The sequence below is a fragment of the Streptomyces sp. PA03-6a genome (assembly GCF_033792765.1).
In the GTDB taxonomy this organism is placed as follows: Bacteria; Actinomycetota; Actinomycetes; order Streptomycetales; family Streptomycetaceae; genus Actinacidiphila.
The window spans coordinates 1-17,557 of sequence record NZ_JARAVK010000103.1 but is presented as its reverse complement, the minus strand read 5'-3'; the positions used below and the strand labels follow the sequence as shown (position 1 = coordinate 17,557).

Annotated in this window: 15 protein-coding genes and 3 pseudogenes; 6 read left to right on the top strand and 12 right to left on the bottom strand. The window is 68.8% G+C overall.

The window, feature by feature from the left end; all coding sequences use genetic code 11:
- Positions 1 to 117: 117 nt before the first annotated feature.
- The 7 genes and pseudogenes from PV350_RS23935 to PV350_RS23905 all read right to left on the bottom strand — a co-directional run.
- Positions 118 to 1,344: an acyl-CoA dehydrogenase family protein gene (locus PV350_RS23935; protein ID WP_500335993.1), complete on the bottom strand. Its 1,227-nt coding sequence runs from the start codon at positions 1,342 to 1,344 to the stop codon at positions 118 to 120.
- On the bottom strand, positions 1,341 to 1,763 hold the full coding sequence (locus PV350_RS23930) for a hypothetical protein (protein WP_500335991.1): 423 nt from the start codon (positions 1,761 to 1,763) through the stop codon (positions 1,341 to 1,343). The genes PV350_RS23935 and PV350_RS23930 overlap by 4 nt, the downstream gene beginning before the upstream one ends.
- A complete protein-coding gene (locus PV350_RS23925; protein ID WP_500335990.1) occupies positions 1,760 to 2,179 on the bottom strand; it encodes a hypothetical protein in 420 nt (139 codons plus the stop codon). Before PV350_RS23925 ends, PV350_RS23930 begins: the two co-directional genes overlap by 4 nt.
- The gene (locus PV350_RS23920) at positions 2,176 to 3,777 is read right to left on the bottom strand and encodes a hypothetical protein (RefSeq protein WP_500335988.1); all 1,602 of its coding nucleotides are present in this window, start codon (positions 3,775 to 3,777) and stop codon (positions 2,176 to 2,178) included. Before PV350_RS23920 ends, PV350_RS23925 begins: the two co-directional genes overlap by 4 nt.
- Positions 3,774 to 4,454: a nitroreductase gene (locus PV350_RS23915; protein ID WP_499508847.1), complete on the bottom strand. Its 681-nt coding sequence runs from the start codon at positions 4,452 to 4,454 to the stop codon at positions 3,774 to 3,776. Before PV350_RS23915 ends, PV350_RS23920 begins: the two co-directional genes overlap by 4 nt.
- Positions 4,451 to 5,947: an arsenate reductase/protein-tyrosine-phosphatase family protein gene (locus tag PV350_RS23910; RefSeq protein WP_500335986.1), complete on the bottom strand. Its 1,497-nt coding sequence runs from the start codon at positions 5,945 to 5,947 to the stop codon at positions 4,451 to 4,453. The genes PV350_RS23915 and PV350_RS23910 overlap by 4 nt, the downstream gene beginning before the upstream one ends.
- Positions 5,948 to 6,299: 352 nt before the next feature.
- Positions 6,300 to 6,875: pseudogene (locus tag PV350_RS23905) on the bottom strand (IS701 family transposase); the annotation flags it as partial.
- 484 nt (positions 6,876 to 7,359) lie between these two features.
- Between PV350_RS23905 and PV350_RS23900 the strand changes: the two are divergent.
- Both PV350_RS23900 and PV350_RS23895 read left to right on the top strand, forming a co-directional pair.
- Entirely contained in the window at positions 7,360 to 8,373 is a 1,014-nt protein-coding gene (locus PV350_RS23900; protein ID WP_500335985.1) for a helix-turn-helix domain-containing protein, read from the top strand.
- Positions 8,374 to 8,691: 318 nt separating this feature from the next.
- Positions 8,692 to 9,675, top strand: coding sequence for a helix-turn-helix domain-containing protein (locus tag PV350_RS23895; protein ID WP_500336009.1), 984 nt, complete (start codon positions 8,692 to 8,694; stop codon positions 9,673 to 9,675).
- Positions 9,676 to 9,816: 141 nt separating this feature from the next.
- On the opposite strand, the pseudogene PV350_RS23890 reads toward PV350_RS23895, so the two are convergent.
- Positions 9,817 to 10,008 (bottom strand): annotated as a pseudogene (locus PV350_RS23890) (transposase); the annotation flags it as partial.
- A gap of 24 nt (positions 10,009 to 10,032) precedes the next feature.
- Entirely contained in the window at positions 10,033 to 10,554 is a 522-nt protein-coding gene (locus tag PV350_RS23885; protein ID WP_500335984.1) for a carboxymuconolactone decarboxylase family protein, read from the bottom strand.
- A gap of 46 nt (positions 10,555 to 10,600) precedes the next feature.
- Between PV350_RS23885 and PV350_RS23880 the strand changes: the two are divergent.
- Positions 10,601 to 11,005 (top strand): annotated as a pseudogene (locus PV350_RS23880) (3'-5' exonuclease); the annotation flags it as partial.
- Between the two features lie 93 nt (positions 11,006 to 11,098).
- On the opposite strand, the gene PV350_RS23875 reads toward PV350_RS23880, so the two are convergent.
- The 3 genes from PV350_RS23875 to PV350_RS23865 all read right to left on the bottom strand — a co-directional run bounded on the left by PV350_RS23875 (position 11,099) and on the right by PV350_RS23865 (position 13,119).
- The gene (locus tag PV350_RS23875) at positions 11,099 to 11,560 is read right to left on the bottom strand and encodes a hypothetical protein (RefSeq protein ID WP_500335982.1); all 462 of its coding nucleotides are present in this window, start codon (positions 11,558 to 11,560) and stop codon (positions 11,099 to 11,101) included.
- 321 nt (positions 11,561 to 11,881) lie between these two features.
- Positions 11,882 to 12,463: a helicase-related protein gene (locus PV350_RS23870; protein ID WP_500335980.1), complete on the bottom strand. Its 582-nt coding sequence runs from the start codon at positions 12,461 to 12,463 to the stop codon at positions 11,882 to 11,884.
- A 287-nt stretch (positions 12,464 to 12,750) separates the two neighbouring features.
- Positions 12,751 to 13,119, bottom strand: a complete 369-nt coding sequence (locus PV350_RS23865) for a DoxX family protein (protein WP_499508838.1) — start codon at positions 13,117 to 13,119, stop codon at positions 12,751 to 12,753.
- Positions 13,120 to 15,015: 1,896 nt separating this feature from the next.
- On the opposite strand from PV350_RS23865, the gene PV350_RS23860 reads away from it, so the two are divergent.
- The 3 genes from PV350_RS23860 to PV350_RS23850 all read left to right on the top strand — a co-directional run bounded on the left by PV350_RS23860 (position 15,016) and on the right by PV350_RS23850 (position 16,715).
- Positions 15,016 to 15,348, top strand: coding sequence for a MerR family transcriptional regulator (locus PV350_RS23860; protein WP_499508837.1), 333 nt, complete (start codon positions 15,016 to 15,018; stop codon positions 15,346 to 15,348).
- Between the two features lie 155 nt (positions 15,349 to 15,503).
- The gene (gene trhA / locus PV350_RS23855) at positions 15,504 to 16,307 is read left to right on the top strand and encodes a PAQR family membrane homeostasis protein TrhA (protein ID WP_500335978.1); all 804 of its coding nucleotides are present in this window, start codon (positions 15,504 to 15,506) and stop codon (positions 16,305 to 16,307) included.
- A gap of 165 nt (positions 16,308 to 16,472) precedes the next feature.
- Positions 16,473 to 16,715, top strand: a complete 243-nt coding sequence (locus PV350_RS23850; RefSeq protein ID WP_500335977.1) for a hypothetical protein — start codon at positions 16,473 to 16,475, stop codon at positions 16,713 to 16,715.
- Positions 16,716 to 17,557: the final 842 nt, after the last annotated feature.

Sequence of the window (17,557 nt, the reverse complement as noted above, 5' to 3'; positions counted from 1 at the left end):
CGAGTTGTGGCCGTCACCGTCGACGGCCGGCCCTGATCGCGACGACGTGGCGGCCGACCCGGGCGGATCGGGTGACCCGCCGTCGTGCGCTGGTGTGACGCGAGGCCGGTGCGGATGTCAGAGTCTGTGGAAGAACGGGTCGTACGGCTCACCGAGGACTGCCCGGCCGATGGTGGCCAGCACGTGGTCGTCGTTGTCGTGGAGCTTGTACAAGGTCAGATCGCGCAGGATCCGCTCCACCGGGCTTGGGCGGATCAGGCTGCGGGCGCCGCACGCGCGGATGACGTGGTGCACCGTTTCTTCCGCCAGATGCCCGATCACATGCCAGGCCCTGCTGCCGGCGATCCGGGCCTCGTCGAGGTTGCCTTCGTCCCACAGGCCTGCGACCTGGCGCAACCAGAGGCGGGCGGTCTCGACATTGACCGCCATGCTGCCCACGCGCTGCTGCACATAGGGATCGCCGCTCTTGCCCTGCCGTTTCACATACGCGAGCCCGTACTCGTATGCGGCCAGGGCGCCGCCGAGGAAGCTGGCCGCGTACTGCGGGACGAAGGCGGTCTGCCACTGCCCGTCGAAGTAGCCGCCGGGGCCGCCGATGAGATGCTCGCGCGGTATGACGGTGTCGTGGAAGCGCACCACGTGGCTGGCCGTCGCGCGCATACCGACGGGATCCCACCACGACGTGTCCACGGTCACGGTCGGGTCCGACAGGTCGCAGGCGAGCAGCAGGAGCCTGCCGTGGACCTCCCGGCTTTGGCGTGCTCCGCCGGGGCCGGCCGGATCGACGAGGAGGATCGCCCACTGCGCGCCGGTCGCGCCGGTGGCGAACGCCTTGCTGCCGCGGAGGGTCCAGCCGCCCCGGACGGGGGTCAGCGTGGTGCCGAAGCGAGCGCTCTCGCCCGGCTTGGGGGTCTGGGGTTCGCCGCTCCAGGCGGCCCATTTCTCCCCGTGTTCCACCACGCCGGTGAACCAGCGCCGCTTCTGCTCCGAGGTGGCGAGGGCGTCGATGAGGACAAGTGAGTTGGCGTGCCCTTCCCAGCAGCGGGCCAGCGACAGATCGGCCTTGGCCAGCGTGGTGGTCATCTCCCACAGGGGGAGGGTATTGCGTTGCGCGGGGCCGTAGCCCAGTCCGCCGTACCCCCGGGGCACAGCGGCGCCCAGGAGACCGTCGGAGAACAGATCGTCGAAGTCCTCGGTGGGAAAGGCGGTCGTGCGGTCGTACTCATCGGCACGGGGGGCGAATCTGTCTTCGGCGAGCTTCGCCACGGCACCGAGAACTGCCTGGTCGTCGCCGACCGCCAGTTTGCGGGCCGGACGGGTGGCGTGGCCCAGGTCGTCGGTCATATGGGGGTGGCCTCTTCGAAGCGGAAGAAGTGGGCGCGGTACATCGTGTTGGGTATCCGGGTTCCGGCGGGATGGACGGTATGGACGGTATGGACATCGATGGTCAGCAGGCCGCGGTTGAGGTAGCCGACGAGGACCACCTGCCGGGAGTCGAGCGGGCCTTCGGCGAGAAAGGCCACGGCCTCGGTGGCGTCGATGTCGTCGGCCAGCGGGACGGCGGGCAAGATGGCTCTGGTGACTGGCGTCGTGGTCGACGCGAGCGCGCCTTGTGGGGGCTCCGGGCCGCCACGCTCGGTGATCCGCAGCGTGAGCCCGCTGTGGTCGATCGCGGCATCGACCACGTGGATACCGGTGGCGGTGGTGTCGCAGTTGACCCAGCCGCCTGCCAGCGTTCCCGGATCGACGGCATGTGCCGTCATGGCCGTGCCTCTGCCCGGTGGAAGAACGAGCGGGCCCAGTGATCGGTACCCTCGCCGGCGTCGCTGAAGACGGTGCATGTGGTGGTCACCAGGACGCCCGTCTTGTGGTACGCGCCTACAACGGTGCGCTGCGAGCCGAAGTCGTAGACCACCGAGAACGACGAGGCGACCGACGGTGTGTCCGGCATGGTGTAGAGGACCGCCGACGCCTCACCCCAGTCGCGTGGTTGCGGGCCACCGGTGCCGAAGGCCCTGACGAACATGCCCCCCTCGTGCCAGGTCACGCTCAGCCGGTGGGCGCCCTTCAAACTGCGCTGGTCGGTGTTGACCCAGTCGCCCAGCAGCGCCGAGACGTCCGGCATGCCGGGCGGCCGCGGTGTGGCCGTTCCGGCAGAGGACGCGGAACGGGTCGTCATGGTGCCTCCCTGCTCGTAGGGTGCGTCGGGGCGAGTCCCGCTGATTCGGTGAGGTCGTGGGCATCGGGCGGCTCGGCTTGGCCGAAGCAGACGGTGTGCAGAGGCAGTGCCTCGGGCAGCGGATGGCCTGTCAGCAGCTTGAACTGCTCCTGTACTTCGATGAACAGGACCTCCCAGCCGTCGATGCCGATCAGTCCTCGGGCGCGGGTGGCGCCCATGAGCGCGGTCGGCGGATTGCGGTAGGCCATCTCCAGCACCGCCGCGTCCCAGTCGAGGGTGGAGACCGGGAACGGCTCCTGTTCCACCAGGGGCGTGGCATGAGCGAGCACGGTGTACCCCGCCGGGGAGAACCGGGACAGCGGCACATAGGGAAGCCCGAGACGCGAGGAGGCTGCCCGGCCCAGCGCGAGTCCTCGGTTGACCAGGGTCACCCGGGCTCCGGCCTGGCACAGGGCCAACGCGACGGCCCGCCCGGCACCGCCGCAACCGATGACGGCGGCCCTGCGGCCGCTCGGATCGACTCCGGCCCGGGCGAGGGTGTGCAGGGCAGCGGAGGTGTCGGTGGTGGCCGCGCGCCAGCGTCCGGCGTCGAGGCACAGCAGGTTTGCCGCCCCGCACCCCCGTGCCTCCGGGTCGGCGATGTCGGCCGCTTCGAGCGCGCTCTCCTTGTGGGGGGCGGTCACGGTCAGCCCGCGCAGCGGCGGTCCGCCCAGCGCCCCGAAATCCATGGCCTGGTGCAAGAATCGGGAGAACACATCCACCTGGAAAGGCAGGTAGAGCGCGGGCAGCCTCAACTCCCGCAACGCCGCGTTGTGCAGCCGGGGCGACAACGACCGCCCGGGGGCACGCCCGGCAATGCCGAACAGGCCGCTGAGCGGGGGCAGCGCGGGCAGGCCGTAGTCGGTGAGGAGTTGGCTCACGCTGGGCATCCCGTCCGCCCCGGCGATACCAGCCCGGCCGAAGACTACGGGTGCCCCCAGCCACGGCGCCAGCACCCGGGTCCAGGTGCCGGCCGGACCGGACGCGAACGCCGTCACATCGGTACGTCCTAGCCCGGTGAGCAGCAGCGGCGCTGCCCATCCGCCCTGTGTGCCCGACTGCGGCACGAGGAGGTACTGGGCCGCTGGTACGGCGGTCATCGCGGCGAACCGCTCGAGCAGTGCCGCCGAGCCATGGAGCAGACCGGACCGGAGGCCAGGGTCGGCCCGTTGCTCCGGGTTCGGGGGCGCGTGCCAGGAGATACGCCGCTGCTGGGCCGCGATGTCCGCCAGCAACTCCGGCGCCACGTCGTCCATGGCCTCCAGATCGACCAGGTCGTAGTGGTCCGCTGCGCGCAGCAGCCGGGTGCGCCGCTCGACCGGGCCGGCGGTGGAGCGGCCGCCGTGTCGCGGCGAGCGCAAACTGTAGGTCAGCGGTCCGGGAAAATGCCGGCGCAGCCGGCGCGGATCGGGATCGCCGATGAGGTCGGCGCGGACCTCCAGCACGTCGGCCACTCCTGCGAGGGCACGCAGGCGAGCCGCGGTGAGGTCTTCCGGTTCGGCGATCACCGCCACCAGACGGGCCCGACGCCCGACGCCGGCACCATATCCGCTCGTCAATCGCGCCACTGGACGTACTCCTCCAGACCGGCCCGCCGCGGAACGAACCGATTGACCGGGGCCGCCTCGTCCGCGTACCCGACTGCCAGAGTGCACACGACGAGCCGGTCGGCGTCGATTCCCAGCTTTAGGCGCAGCACATCCCCGTAGCCGGCGACACTGAACTGCGGGCAGCTGCTCAGGCCCCCTGCCACCAGTCCGAGCATGACGTTCTGCAGGAAGAAGCCCATCTCCAAGAAGGTGCCCGGCACCGCGTTCCCGGGCAGATGGCAGACCAGTGCGGTCGGTGCCCCGTAGAAGCGCAGGTTGTCACGGAGGTGGGCCCGAGCGGCGGCGTGGTCCGGGGCGGCATGGCCCTTGGCGAGCAGTACTCCCGACGCGGCGTGCCCGGCGCGGCGCTCGACGGCGTCGTCAAGCGACGGCGGCCGGTTGGCGTAGTCCGGTCTGGGCGGATCACCGCGGTCGAAGCTCTCGCACAGGGCAGCCACCAGCGCCTCCAGGGCGCTGCCGGTCACCACCGTCACCTGCCACATCTGGGTGTTGCGGCTCGAGGGTGCGTGGCCGGCGGCCAGGAGTACCTCCGCCAGGACCTCCCATGGCACCACCCGGTCCAGAAAGGCTCTCGTGCAGTGGCGGGAGGTGATCAGGGACAGACCGTCGCGGAGCCCGGGCGTCATCCGTAATCACCCTCGTCCGAGCGCGGGGCCGCAGCGCCCTCCGGGACGCCGAGGAGCTCGCAAAGCCGGACGTGCACGGACCGCTGGATGTGCCGGGCGCACCTGCGGTGCACGTCCAACGGCTGCCCCTCCGGATTGGGGATGTCACGGAGCGGGTCCAGACACAAGGCGCGGCCCTCGGCCTCGGGCGCCATGGCGATCACCCTGTCGCGGTGGGCTCGGGTCATGCAGTAGATGACGGAGCTGACCCGGCAGACCTCCGGGGTGACCGGGCGTGAGCGGTGGCGGCGCGGATTCCCCCGGCCCGGCACCCGCTGCAGACCGAGTTCAGCGAGCGCGGACCGGGCGTCCTCAGTCATCGGGCTCGCAGGCTGCGTCGTCGCGACACCCGCGCTGGAGAACCGGAAGAGGTGTGGGACTCCCGCCTCCGAGGCCTGGGCCCACGCGATGACCTCGGCCATGGGCGAACGTGAGGTGTTCCCGCCGCAGACGAACAGCACGCGGCATGCCGTGCCGGTGCAGCGGGTCCGCCACCAGACGACGGCTGATGGATAGGACAGGGCCCCCGCCGCGCCGACACCGAACGCGAGCGCGATCAGCTGAGAGGTCCCCGGAGTTTGGAGTCCGGCCACCCACGCGAGCGAGAATGAGGCGACCAGGCCGGACATCAGGCTGGCGAACGCCCATGCCGGCACACCCCAGGTGTACTCCCGCCGGTCGAGATAGATCAGCGTAGCGAAGACGAACAGCACCTCATATGCCACTCCTATCCCCGCTGCCGCCAAGGCGGCAGGGGTGCCGAGGAATGTGGTGAAGCCCGCGCGCAGTTGCGGTTGCCCGACCAGCGCCCCTGCCCCCAGCAGAAGAACCAGGCATACGGGTGCCGCGACATGCTCCTCCGCGAAGTAGCGGCGGTCCGTTGCCACAACCCCGTTCTTGGCCACGCGGATCATGATCTCGAACCGGCCGAGGTAGCCGACGAGGTAGGTGAGGACGCTCAGCGCGGCAGCGAGCGGGAGGAGGTAGCTGTGCACATCGCCGAGAGCCACCGAAACCGCTATCAGGCTGAGGCACAGCGCTACCCAGGAGGGCGTCGTCACCCGCCGCTTGCGGGTCATGTCGACCAATGGGGAGAGGACGAGGACTCCTCCCCGCATCAGCAACAGCATGAAGAGGATCGAGACACCGGAAAAGGTGTAGTTCATCGTGGTGGAGCCGATGATGAGCGACGTAAAGAAGCCGGCCGCCAGCGTCTCCCGGCCCGGTACCGGGATCCGCGCGTTGCCGATCCCGCTCCGCCGCATGTGCCGCCACCGACCAGTGAGGCCGAAGAAGACGGTCAACGCCGCGAGCTGTCCGAGGACGGCTGCGGGCAGCAGCTCGAAACCGTTGACCGGTTGAGTCGACAGCGGAGTCACGCCGCTGGCCAGTGCCTTCACCAGCATGGCGTAGGGAATGTACGAGACGAAGTAGCCGAAGGTAAGCCAGCCCATGTGCATAACCCGTCGCTGATCGAACGTCGAGGTCTCAACACGGTGAGTCCGGGATCGACACGCCTGACCGACACCTGGCCGGAGCACATGCCGGACAGCTTTCTGGACGGGTGACCTCCGCGCACAAGGCAGTCGCGAATGCTGCCCCTTTGTCGAGGGGTATATTGTGGACAGCCGCGAATCCCCGGGACCGCTTCAGAAAAACGAGCCGCTCCTCCTCGGGGTGCACGAATTTCCGCGGCCCAACAGGACCTACCAGCCCAGCCAGTCCCGTACGCCTTTCAAAAGGCTACCTCCGGCAGGCATGTACGGCCAGCGCACGCGGCGCCCGCACCCGGCCCAGGGTGATGTGCCTGTGCCAGGCGAAAGCGGGCAGTCGGTCGGCTACGACCTGTGCCTGGACCGGGCTGCAGCCGTCATTGCTGCGCACCCTTGTGGTGCAGGCGACCGCGAGGACGTAGCCGACCTTGCGGGTCTCCAGGGTTGCGCGCAGGCGCGTGTCCTGGCCGTAGGCCTCGTCACCGGTGACCCAGGAGGCGGTGACCCCGGCGTCAAGCGCCGCGGCGATCGTCTACCCGGCCAGCCGGGGTTTGGTCGCAAACTTCTGTTCCTTGGGGATGCCGGCCCGGTTGCAGCGCTCTTCGTCGTGGCACCAGGCGTGTTCGGGCAGGTAGAGGCGACGGTCGATCAGGGCGCGTCCTCAGCTGGAGGGGTAGGCGAGGAAGACTCCGACTTGGCTGTTCTCGATCCGTCCTGCGGTGCCTGTGTACTGCCGCTGCGCTCCTGCGGATTCGCGGCCTTTCTTCAGGAAGCCGGTCTCATCGACGATCAGCACGCCGTCGGCGGTACCAAAGTGTTCTTGGGTGTAGGTGCGGACGTCGTCGCGCATGGCGTCGGCCTCCCAGCGGGCGTTTCGCAGCAGCCGTTGTTACCGGAGACCTTGCTGGTCGTGATCTCCGCCTCTGGCGGGGCCGTGTTGCCGGTGTGGATCTTGCCGACGGCGAGCTTGTTGGCCGTCAGGCCCGTCTCTCCGAGGTTGTCGCCGTCCTTGTCCAGCCGCAGCACGCAGCGGGGCAGCCGCACGGCGTGCTCGATGGTGTCGGGCAGTACGGACTTGCCTTCTGGGGCGATGAGAGTGTGCTCGGGGAGCGGGGCCCCGCATCGCCTCGTGCGGGGCTCGGGTCTCCCGGCGCCGGACTCCGGCACAACTGGCCGGCCGGGGTATCCGGGTTTTCCCGCAGTTTCCCGATCGCAGGTCTGGGGGTGTCCCGCAGTCTCGGCCGGGAGGCGGTCGGTGACCGCGGCTGGGCTTTACGTTGGCAGGGTACGGGCTTCCCGGCGTCGCGCGATGCGTGGACGCGTTGCGCAGGTCCCGGGAACGCAATGGCTCCCTGGCAATTTGCGAGGGCATCGTGATCCAAGCATTCCGCACTGACAGCAAACCGCCCGATGAGCGGACCGAGTACTGGGCAGACGCCGTGGGCCAGGCGTTCATCCAGATGGAGGTCCGTAGCCTGGGAGAGGCCATGATCCATGGCGCCATTCGACGGGCATGCGTGGCGGGCGTCCAAGCCGGCGTCATCGAGACAAGCCCGCAACGGCTGGCCCGGACCGCGCCGCTCATCGCCGCGGACGGCGACGAGTCGCTGGTGGTGAGCCTGCAACGAACCGGTGCCGGCGTCGCGCGTCAGGACGGCCAGGAGACCCCGGTCGCCGCCGGCGAGTTCGTCATCCTCGACACCCGCAGGCCTTACGCCGTCGAGTTCACCGGCCCGGTACGACGGCACCTCGTCACAGTCCCGCGCGAGATGCTGGATCTCCCCGACTCGGCACTGCGCCTGGCCACCGGCCGGACCTACTCAACCGGCCAAGGCATCAGTGGAATCCTCGCGTCGTACGTGAACGGACTCGTCACGATGACGGATCACTGCACCTACGCGCCGACTCCGAAGGACTATCTCAGACGGGGGATCGTCGACGTGCTGACGGCCCTGGTCGCCCTGCAGGGCAACATCAGGGACGAAGCGGCCACGCCTGCGGCGGAGGCGGACCTGTTGCGACGCCTGCGCAGCTACATTCGCGCCCACCTGCAAGACCCCGCACTCTGCCCGGCCTCACTCGCGGCCGCACACCACATCTCCGTTCGCTACCTGTACCAGCTCTTCCAGGACGAGCCCATGACCGTCGGCCGTTGGATCCAGCGGCTCAGACTCGAGGCATGCCGAAGGGACCTCGTGTCCCCGGAACTCGCGGGGCAGACCGTGGCGGCCGTCGCACACCGCTGGGGCTTCGCCAGCCACGCGCACTTCAGCCGCACCTTCCGTGCGGTCTACGGCGTGTCTCCCGTGGAGTGGCGGCAGGCCGGCGTCTTGCAGACTGATCCTTTGCAGGCCTTCGATCTCCCTTCTCACCAACACGGCGGGTGATCGGTGCTGCCGTACCGATCCGCGCCACGCGATGCGGGCGCATGCGTGGATCAGGCAGGCCCGTCCTGCGGCCTTCACCTTGGATGGCTCGGCGCAGCCCGGGGTTGGCTTGCCCGAACTGGTCGACGACATGCGCGCTGGCTTGGTGGCGAAGGAGGCGGCCCGGTGCCGCCTGAGCCGGTTGATCGCTCGCTCGACAGCCAAGCAGAAATAAAGATGCGCAATGCAGTAAAACCTGCGAAATGGGCCACTGGCCGCAGTACCACGGAAAATGTGCCCGCTACGCAGGCTCCGCGACCTGTTCAGGAGGAAGTCCGCATGGTAGTTCGACTCGACGCCGCGTCGTTGGCTCCTGGTCATCGTGCGGACGCGATCCGTGAATTCTCGTGGTCCATCAACGGCCGCGTAGAGGTGGACCTTCCGCCGAATCCGCATCGCCAGCGGGCCTATGTGACCACCAACGCGCTGGGGTCGGTGAAAGTCTCGGAGATCGGCTGGAACGTGGCCCGCCTCCTGTGCACCGCCGCCCCGGTGGACGAGGACATGGTGCCGCACGTTCTCGTCCATCTCCAGGAGGCGGGGGTCTCCGATGTCCGCCAAGGGGGTAGGCACGCACTGAGAAGGGCTGGGGATCTCACGGTGCTGGACAATGCGAAGCCCTATGAGGTCCTTTTCCATGGCTCAACAGATTCGGTTCTCGTGCGCGTGCCCACGCATGTCCTGGGGCTGCGGCCGTCCTTGCTCGACCAGGTCACCGCCGTGCCACTCAGTTCGGAGCGCCCGGTTGTGGGTGCCACAGCAGCATTCTTCACCCGGCTGGCCCGCCAGCAGGCCGCGGCCGGCGAAGCTGAGACCGCCCTGTTCACGGAGCCCAGTGTCGACCTGATCAGGGCTGTGGTCACCGTGGCCCTGGACCGGGACGATCTGGCCAGAGCGCCTTTGAACAACACACTTCTTGTGCGCGTTCAGGAATACGTCCGCCTGCATCTGGCAGACCCCGACCTGACCGCCGAACGTATCGCCGCCGAGCACGACGTTTCCGTACGCTGGCTCTACGTGACCCTATCCCGAGCGGGTATCACCCTCAGTGAATGGATCAGGACGCAGCGCCTCGAGGAGTGCAAGAAAGAACTGGCCTCGCCAGTGCATCAGTTCATGACGATCGAGGCCATCGCCCACCGGTGGGGGTTCGCCAGCGCGGCCCACTTCAGTCGCGTTTTCAAGACCACGTACGGTGTGAGCCCCCGCGAGCTGCGGTTGCACCACACGGCGGGGAGAGCCGACTCTCACCAGCCTGACTGACGCCGGGCCCCGTGCCGGGCTTCCGTGACCCAGGAGGTTCCAACGCTCGGGACCGGTGGGCGCGACACCCCCCCCGGCCTCAGGGCGCGAGCGCGCCGAGGCGGTCGGCGGACCCGATCACCCCGCCGAGCAGCTCCAGACATAGACCGTCTTCCACGGCCCGAACCGTTCCGGCAGGTCACGCCACTGCACACCGGTCCCGACCCGGTGCAGAATCCCGTCGATCACCTGCCGGTGATCCCGCCACCGGCCAGAACGCCTATTGCTGACCGGCAGGAATGGCCGCAACCGTTCCCGCTCTGCATCTGTCAGATCACCCCGCCCCGTATTCACATCAACGACCCGGACACCGAGCAGTCACGTGGTCGGCCGGGCAAGTCCTCGTTGTTCTGGCCGGTGGCGTCGCGGCGGGCGAAGACGGTTTCGGCGGCCTGAAGGGCCTCGTCGGCCTTGACGAAGCCTGCGACGGCTGCCGTCAATGTGAGGGGCCGCGACGATGTCCTTCCGGAGCACGCCGGCGTTGAGGGCCGCCTCGATGTGGAAGGCAAGCTGCGTGGTGGCGCCACCGAGGGCAGTGACGGCCGAGAGCAGGCACAGACGCCTGGTCGGGTCGTGCAGGCCGATGCCGGCGAGAAGGTCACCGTAGAGGTGGCCGACAGCCAGCTGGTGCAGGCCCGGGGCGTACTTCTCGGCGATGTCCCATCCTTCGCTGCCGGGCAGGGCCTCGGGGTTGAGTGCCGCGAGCATGGCCGCGCCCTGGGTGAAGCGGGCGTCCTCGGCTGTGCGGCCGGTGTCGGCAGTGAGGTGTTCGTGCGGCTTGGCTGTGCCCTGGTCGTCGCGCTGGTCGAAGACCTGCTTGCCGTAGCGCAGGGCGGTCATGGCGTTGGTGATGCCGATGCTCAGCGCGAGGTGGGTGAAGATCTCGCAGCCCCTGGTCGACCTCGTCGACTACCACGGCGCCGACGCCGTCCTGGCCGTGGTCAACCGACTGGTCCGCGAACAGGACGCGCAGGTGACCGTGTCGACCGCGCACAAAGCCAAGGGCCGCGAATGGCCCCAGGGTGAGATCGCCGACGACTTCCACCCATCCGAGGACAGCGACGAAACCGACGAGCACTGAAACCCTCTGCCCGGTCCGATCGACGACGCCGACGCCCGCCTCGCCTACGTTGCCGTCACCCGCGCCCGTACCCGCCTCGACCTCGGCGGGCTGACCTGGATCAACGACCCCCCCCCCGATGGCAATCCGCAGTGGTCGCAGGATCCGGCTCGAACCGTCTGCCGAAATGACTCTGGCACGCGTAGCGTGAATCCGGCGGCGACATCGTAAGTCCATTGCGAAACCGCCCACCTGCCCGTGGACCTGGGGGCGGCCCAGCCCATGGCCCGCCCCCAAAGTGCCGTTTCAGCAGAGTGTGTGAGGCTATGCGGTGTAGCAGTGAGGCCGGCCGTAGTAGTCGAGTTCGCAGATGACCCTGTCGTAGTCGTGGAAGCGTGTCCACATGAAGGCCGTGGGGGACTGGGCCCAACTGCCGTCCTGGTAGATGTAGTTCGATTCCACCATGACGCCGTCCGCGTCATAGAACCAGCCGAATTCGCTGTCGCTGGACTTTCCGGACGGGAGCCATCGCGTGTTGCAGTTCCAGGGGGCCCGAACCACGTTGGCGCTGCCGTCGTTCCCGCCGCTGGGGTTCCAGATGTTGCACTTGCTGGCGCCGTCGCTGAGGAAGCGGGCGGTTTTGACGGTGTAGCTCGACGGCAGCCTGTTCTCTACCGTCCCGAACGCTCCCGCGTGAGCCGTTGACACCGGGCCTGCGAGGGTGAGGACGTTCGCCCCGAGCGTGAGGAGGGCGATGGCTGCGATGCGAAGCTTGTTCTTGATCAAATTCTCCCCCTGTGATGCCGTTTCGACGGGCTGATTCTGGCGACGAAGAAATGGCATGTCAATGTCAAGAGCTTTTGTCTCAAGCGCAACAACTGCATGCAGATCTCGCCGTGGTCGTCGGCGTCACCGTGGCAGTCAAGGCACCCGGCTGGCGGATCCGGTGGGCGGACACCACCACGGGCGCTCGTTCTGCACGTCCCGGAAGCCCGCCATGCCTTGAAGCCCTGTGCTGGTCTGGTTGGCGGGTCGGGGCCGGCGGGCCTACAGGGTCGGCCGGCCCCGGATGTCCGGTCGGTGTGCCGGGTGTGGTGGCATACGGCGTCAGCTGCGCCGTGGCCGGGCCGCGATGTGGGAGAAGGCCTGGCCGACCGCCACCTGAGCGGAGTGGCGCCACATGACAGATCTGCCTCGCCCGGACCGCCGAGGGCCGCGCCGCCAGAATTCGGACTCCGGCTGCAACACCCGCAGGCTGATGAACGCCGCCAGCTGCGCAGGGTCCCGCGGCGCGGAGAACGACAGCAGCCCACTCGCCGGCGCACTGACGCCTCCCAACTCGCCATGCCCTCCACCGGCAGCCCCAGATGGGGCGGACCGCCGCCGGGATGCCGCCTGCGGGGTGGCCAGCTGCTCGACGGCGTCGGTGTCATGTGCGCGCAGTGCGGTCAGGGCCTTGGTCAGGCCCTCGTAGGAGCGGGAAGAGAGCATGTCGTCGGGCTCCTCGCCGGGGCTGAGGAAGACCGGGACGATCAGGGAGGCCGTTTTGCCTTCGCCGGGCTGCATACGCAGGGCCCGGCCGACGGCCTGGACGATGTCGACCGTGGACCCCAGGACGTCCGCGAAGACCACCGCATCACAGTTCTTGGTGTCTACGCCCTCACCCAGCACCCGCACCGAGGCCGGCACGCACCGCTCCATCACCGCCCCCTCGGCGGTGGCATTGGTGAAGGGCCCCCGATTCCGCCGCGCACCCAGTCCCCCTTGCTGGCTAAGGGGGCGGGAACGACGTAGGGCCAGGTCCCCGAAGCCATGGGGCCAGCGGTGAGAACCGGGGCTGGCTGTGCACCCGCTGGCGTCGGCCTGCGCGGACGGTGGGCGAGGTTGTCGCCGATGCCCACGGCGAGGTCGGCGAGCCGATGCGGTTGAATTCCGCAGTGGGAGCGTCTCACCTTGGAGCCGGGTGAGGGCAGCTCCTACAGTGACGCGGCCAGCGTGAGAGCCGTGGCCGCGGCCATGGGCAGCAGCGCGATGGGGGTGATCGCTGCATTGCGGGTGGCGCTGTCGCTGTACTCGCCCTTCTTCGCGTGGAAGCTGATCGCGCCGATGAGTACCACTACCGCGCCGGCAGCGGCTGCGATACCCAGCGGCTGCCACCAGATGCCGATACTCAGCCCGACAGCCGCGGCGACCTCCGAGAGCCCTACGAAGCGGACGAAGCCGGAGCTGAGCCCCTTCTGGATGAGGCCGTCTGGGACGGCGCCCTTGAGCTGCACCTTGGGAGCGCCGGCGGCGAGGAAGACGAGAGCAAGCAGAACACTGAGGATGACAGCGGCTATGTACACAATGATTCCTAGTCGAAAAGAGCACGTGACGACGGGTCCACACGAAGGCGTGGCATGCCTTGTGATGCGCTCCGGTGAACTTTGCGTCGGTCGACAAGCAGTCTGTGCTTGTCGGTAAGACAGACCTGGCGGCACCGACTCCTTGAACACGCGCAGGCGATCGACGATCAAGGGGAGCACGGAAAGGTTCGGTTCTGTCTGGCCCGGGTTCGGCAGGACTGGTCCGACTCGTGATGCGGCGCCCAACCTCTTCAACACGTGGCAGAGCGACCCACTCCGAGGGCCGAACCCTCCCGCACGCCATGAAAGCATTACTTGACGCGTCAAGCAAACTTGTGCTCGGTCGACCTCATCGCGAAGCGGGGTTGAGTCCCCTCGGCGCAGAGCCATGAAGCGGTTACTCATTGACGCGTCAAGGAGTTAAGCTGTGCCAGCAGGTGCCGACCGCGCAGTCCCCCGTCGCGGTCGGCGCTTGCCCTTTGCTGCTCAGGCGTCGCTGCCCCTCGCTAGCGAGCGCGCTGCTACGGGTCGAGGCTCCATCTGAATTGAGGTCCGTCGCTGCAGCACCTCGAGGCAACCCTGGCAGTGGGTGCAGCGTTCCTACGGGGAGATGGGCCCCGTCGCCTGCGCGCCGAGCCGAGGAGGCATCCGTGCCCCGGGGCCGATGGGTTTCGTTCGACCCCGCCCACTCCCGTCCTGGCGGTACGGGCCGATCTGGACTAGGAGCTGGTGCCGGGTGGCTATCGCAGGCCCCACGGTGTCCGTCTACCTGAGCGGCAGAGAACGTAGTTCGGGGAATCGGGGCGCACACGAGTGCGCACGGCGCACCGCCAGATAGCGGAGAGAGGCTCCCGTTCCGTGGACAAGCAGCAGTTGCGCCCAGCTCCCGGCGCGCCTGCCGGAATGGACCTGCGCATGTGTCGTCGCCTCGGGGGGGGGCTATCGCGTGCGCCGGACGGCGGATGTCGTGGAGCGGGCGGTTACGACTTGACGCTCATTGCGTTTCTCCCCCCGGGTCTCAGGATCGTCGATGCCCGGTCGTGCCCTGCCGGGTGCCTGTGCCCAGGCCCGCGGCCCGTCAACCCGGCGCTGGCGGCCCCGCGGTTGTCCCCGTTCGCAGCCGATTACCTCAGTGTCGAACACGCAGAAATCTGTGTTGGCTGAAGTAGACATTGGACGGTGGTGTGGTTATGGTTTCTCTCGTAGCCCAGAGGGACCAGAGGGCCTGGCAGAGACGAACTGCCGGTCAGCAGTATCCGCAGTACAGCTAGTTGCAGTGTGCAGGACGGTGCGGTGGTGGAGTTCCGAAGCCACGGTCGTTGCAGGGCGGCGACGGGACTGACGACCGGACCGGGTGGCCCGCAGTGATCAGGGGTCGCCGTGAGGAGTACCTGCAAGTTCAGTTCGCACTACCCAGCAGTGAAGTGAGTGGGCAGTACCTCGGTGAAGGCGTCGGGCTGCGGACGCGCGCACCGGGAAGTTCGGCAGTTTGGTTCTAGGCCAGAGCAGGGGCCACGGGCGACGGGGCTTGCTGCCGGAGAGTGGCGCTGTCGCAGGCCACTGAGCAGTTCGCATCACCAGTAGTACGCAGTACCAGCAGTATGCAGTGCCCCCTCTTTGGCAAGCAGTTGATCACCGAGGGAAGAACGGAGGAGCCGAGCGCCATCAGGATCGCCCGGGCGGACATCTTGAGCCTGGGTACCGCAGGACATCGATAGTGAGGTGGTCTCCGGTCAAGCAAATGCGATCCCCGCACCCCCGGCAGCATTCCGGTCGGGTGGGCGGAAACATAAGGCCGGCGCAGTACCAGGGCCGGCAGATGGTGTAGCAGTTCCTTCGGGGCCCTGGTGCCATACGGCACCAGGGCCCCTCCGCGCGCTTTCGCAGAGAGGTGCAATGACAGCAGACGACTCGTTCAGCCGGCTTGACGACGACGATTACCCCGCCTACACGATGGGCCGGGCCGCCGAGATACTCGGCACCACCCAGGGCTTCCTCCGCGCCATCGGCGAAGCCCGCCTGATCACCCCGCTCCGCTCCGAGGGCGGCCATCGCCGCTACTCCCGCTACCAGCTGCGCATCGCCGCCCGCGCCCGGGAGCTCGTTGACCACGGGACCCCCATCGAGGCCGCCTGCCGCATCGTCATCCTCGAAGACCAGCTCGCAGAGGCGCAGCGCATCAACGCCGAGTACCGCCGCGCCGCATCCCGGCAGGCGTCCGACCGCTGACGCGCAAATAGATTCGTTCCAGGTCATCAAGGCCTTGATGCCTTCGATGTGCCCGCCCCAGGGCGCCTGGCGAAGCCGCCCTGGGCCGCTGACCCCGCAGTCCGGCAGGACCTGCCGGGCCGCGCATTCTTCCGCCGACTCCAGAATATGAGCGCATGATCGCCGAAGAGACGCAGCCGCCGGCACACGGGCGGGAGCCCCAGCCCCGCCCCGGCACCACGCCAGAAGCCCTCCACACCCCGGCGGTTGATGCTCCTGTTGGCGCAACCGGCCGGCTGACTGCCGGGCAGAGCGCCGCGGGTCTGGAAGGCGGGGTGGAACGCGCGGCGGCTGCGCTGAAGCCGAGGATGCGCGGCTGGCTGCACGCCGGCGTGTTCCCCCTCGCTCTGGTCGGCGGCATCGTCCTGATCGCCGTTTCGCGTTCGGCTGCGGCCGTTGCGGCCTGCTCGGTGTACGCGCTGTCGGCCTGCCTGCTGTTCGCTACCAGCGCGGTCTACCACCGCGGAACCTGGGGGCCCCGTGGGGAGGCGGTCCTGCGCCGGCTGGACCACGCGAACATCTTCCTGATCATCGCCGGCACGTACACCCCGTTGGCGGTACTGCTGCTGCCCGCAGCCCAGCAGCTGGTGCTGCTGGCCGTGGTGTGGGCAGGCGCCTTGGCCGGCATCGCCTTCCGCATGCTGTGGATCGGGGCTCCCCGGTGGCTGTACACCCCGTGCTACCTCGTGCTGGGCTGGGTGGCCGTCTTCTACCTGCCCGACTTCGCCCACACCGGCGGCAGCGCGGTGGTCGTACTCGTCATCGCCGGTGGCCTGCTCTACACCGCGGGCGCCGTCGTGTACGGACTCAAGCGCCCTGACCCCTCACCGGCCTGGTTCGGCTTCCACGAGGTCTTCCACGCCTTTACCATCGCCGCGTTCACCGCGCACTACACGGCCATCGTCCTGGCAGTCACATGACACCTTCGAGTGCCCAGACATCTTCCGAAAGACGATGGTGGGCGGGGCGGCCCCGGGACCGCTGCGCGCGGCAGCCTGTCAAACAGGGCCCCTTGGGCGGGGCGACCATCGAGGAGGAGGGGCCAGGGGAGGCCGCGGACGGTGCTGGGGCGCATACTGACGGTGATGAAGAATACCCCCGTGCCCCGGCGTCATCTGGCGCCGTCAGAGTCGTTCAAGACTTCTGCCGTGCCTCTGTTCTCCGCGCTGGAACCGGCGATGCCCCACCAAGCCGCGAAGCGCCTGCCACGTCCCGCGACGACAGGCCTCTTCCAGGCTCCGGAACTCATCGAGCACTGCCCGGAGGAAGACGAAGAGACCACGCACCCCTTCACCGATGGGTGGCTGCCCCGCCGGACCCGCATCTGACACACCGCGCAGGCCCGGCTGAGGGCGCTGCTGTCGGCGTCACCGGCGAAGCGGTCCAGCAGGACGCATATGCGAGCGTCGTCGCCTGCCCTGACGGCCGTCACGATCTGTTCGATCACCTGCCGTAAGGCAGTCGGCTGGCCAGAGTCAATGCCCGGCGGGGCACGATGAACCGGTCCGGCAGGGCGGCACCATCCCGTGCACTATCCCGTTCGCTATGGCGTGCACTATCGCGTGCATCCCGGCTTCGGGCCGCGACCCCGGCGCCATCACCTGCGGCAACGCCTGCGCCATCACCTGCGGGTCTGCCGTGACTCACCGGCATTTTGCCGCAGGCCAGACCCGGTGGTGAGTGCAGTCCGCGGCTCTGACTTCCCTTGAATCCGCCCCTTGGAGCCACAAAAGCAGGATGGACAGTGGTGGGAGTGGGCTGGTTCTGTTGGGACCGCTTCCCCGCCGCCGGGCGGCCCGGCGCCGGGAGACGCGCCCCCGAAGCCGGGGCCCGGGCCCGGGGTCGCGGCGGCCCCTGGGCGGGGCCGCACGCTGGGGGTGGTGGCATCGCGGGCTGAAGGCCGCTTTGGCGTTGGGGCGGGGGTTGCGCCGGGCGTTGCGAGGGCCGTTGCGACGGACGTTGCGCACAGCCCGGCGACCGAGCTGCATCCGCCCTGGTCACAGGTGGTTTTACGGGTGCCGCGGTGAGCGGGCCGCCGGGCGGTCCGGCGTGGACGTTCTTGGGCCCGTACGCCGTGCCCGCGATGCCCGTGCGCCGCGCCCGTGCCCGCGGGGGGGGCACGGAAAAGCGCCGGTGGGCGGGGCCGTGATCACGGCCCTGCCCACCGGCG

Excerpts from the sequence above, each read along its gene's own strand:
- PV350_RS23910 (WP_500335986.1), bottom strand. The coding sequence starts at position 5,947 with ATGGGCTGGCTTACCTTCGGCTACTTCGTCTCGTACATTCCCTACGCC.
- PV350_RS23935 (WP_500335993.1), bottom strand. The coding sequence starts at position 1,344 with ATGACCGACGACCTGGGCCACGCCACCCGTCCGGCCCGCAAACTGGCG.
- trhA (WP_500335978.1), top strand. The coding sequence starts at position 15,504 with ATGATCGCCGAAGAGACGCAGCCGCCGGCACACGGGCGGGAGCCCCAG.
- PV350_RS23885 (WP_500335984.1), bottom strand. The coding sequence starts at position 10,554 with ATGACCGCCCTGCGCTACGGCAAGCAGGTCTTCGACCAGCGCGACGAC.
- PV350_RS23930 (WP_500335991.1), bottom strand. The coding sequence starts at position 1,763 with ATGACGGCACATGCCGTCGATCCGGGAACGCTGGCAGGCGGCTGGGTC.
- PV350_RS23895 (WP_500336009.1), top strand. The coding sequence starts at position 8,692 with ATGGTAGTTCGACTCGACGCCGCGTCGTTGGCTCCTGGTCATCGTGCG.
- PV350_RS23915 (WP_499508847.1), bottom strand. The coding sequence starts at position 4,454 with ATGACGCCCGGGCTCCGCGACGGTCTGTCCCTGATCACCTCCCGCCAC.
- PV350_RS23850 (WP_500335977.1), top strand. The coding sequence starts at position 16,473 with ATGAAGAATACCCCCGTGCCCCGGCGTCATCTGGCGCCGTCAGAGTCG.
- PV350_RS23925 (WP_500335990.1), bottom strand. The coding sequence starts at position 2,179 with ATGACGACCCGTTCCGCGTCCTCTGCCGGAACGGCCACACCGCGGCCG.
- PV350_RS23860 (WP_499508837.1), top strand. The coding sequence starts at position 15,016 with ATGACAGCAGACGACTCGTTCAGCCGGCTTGACGACGACGATTACCCC.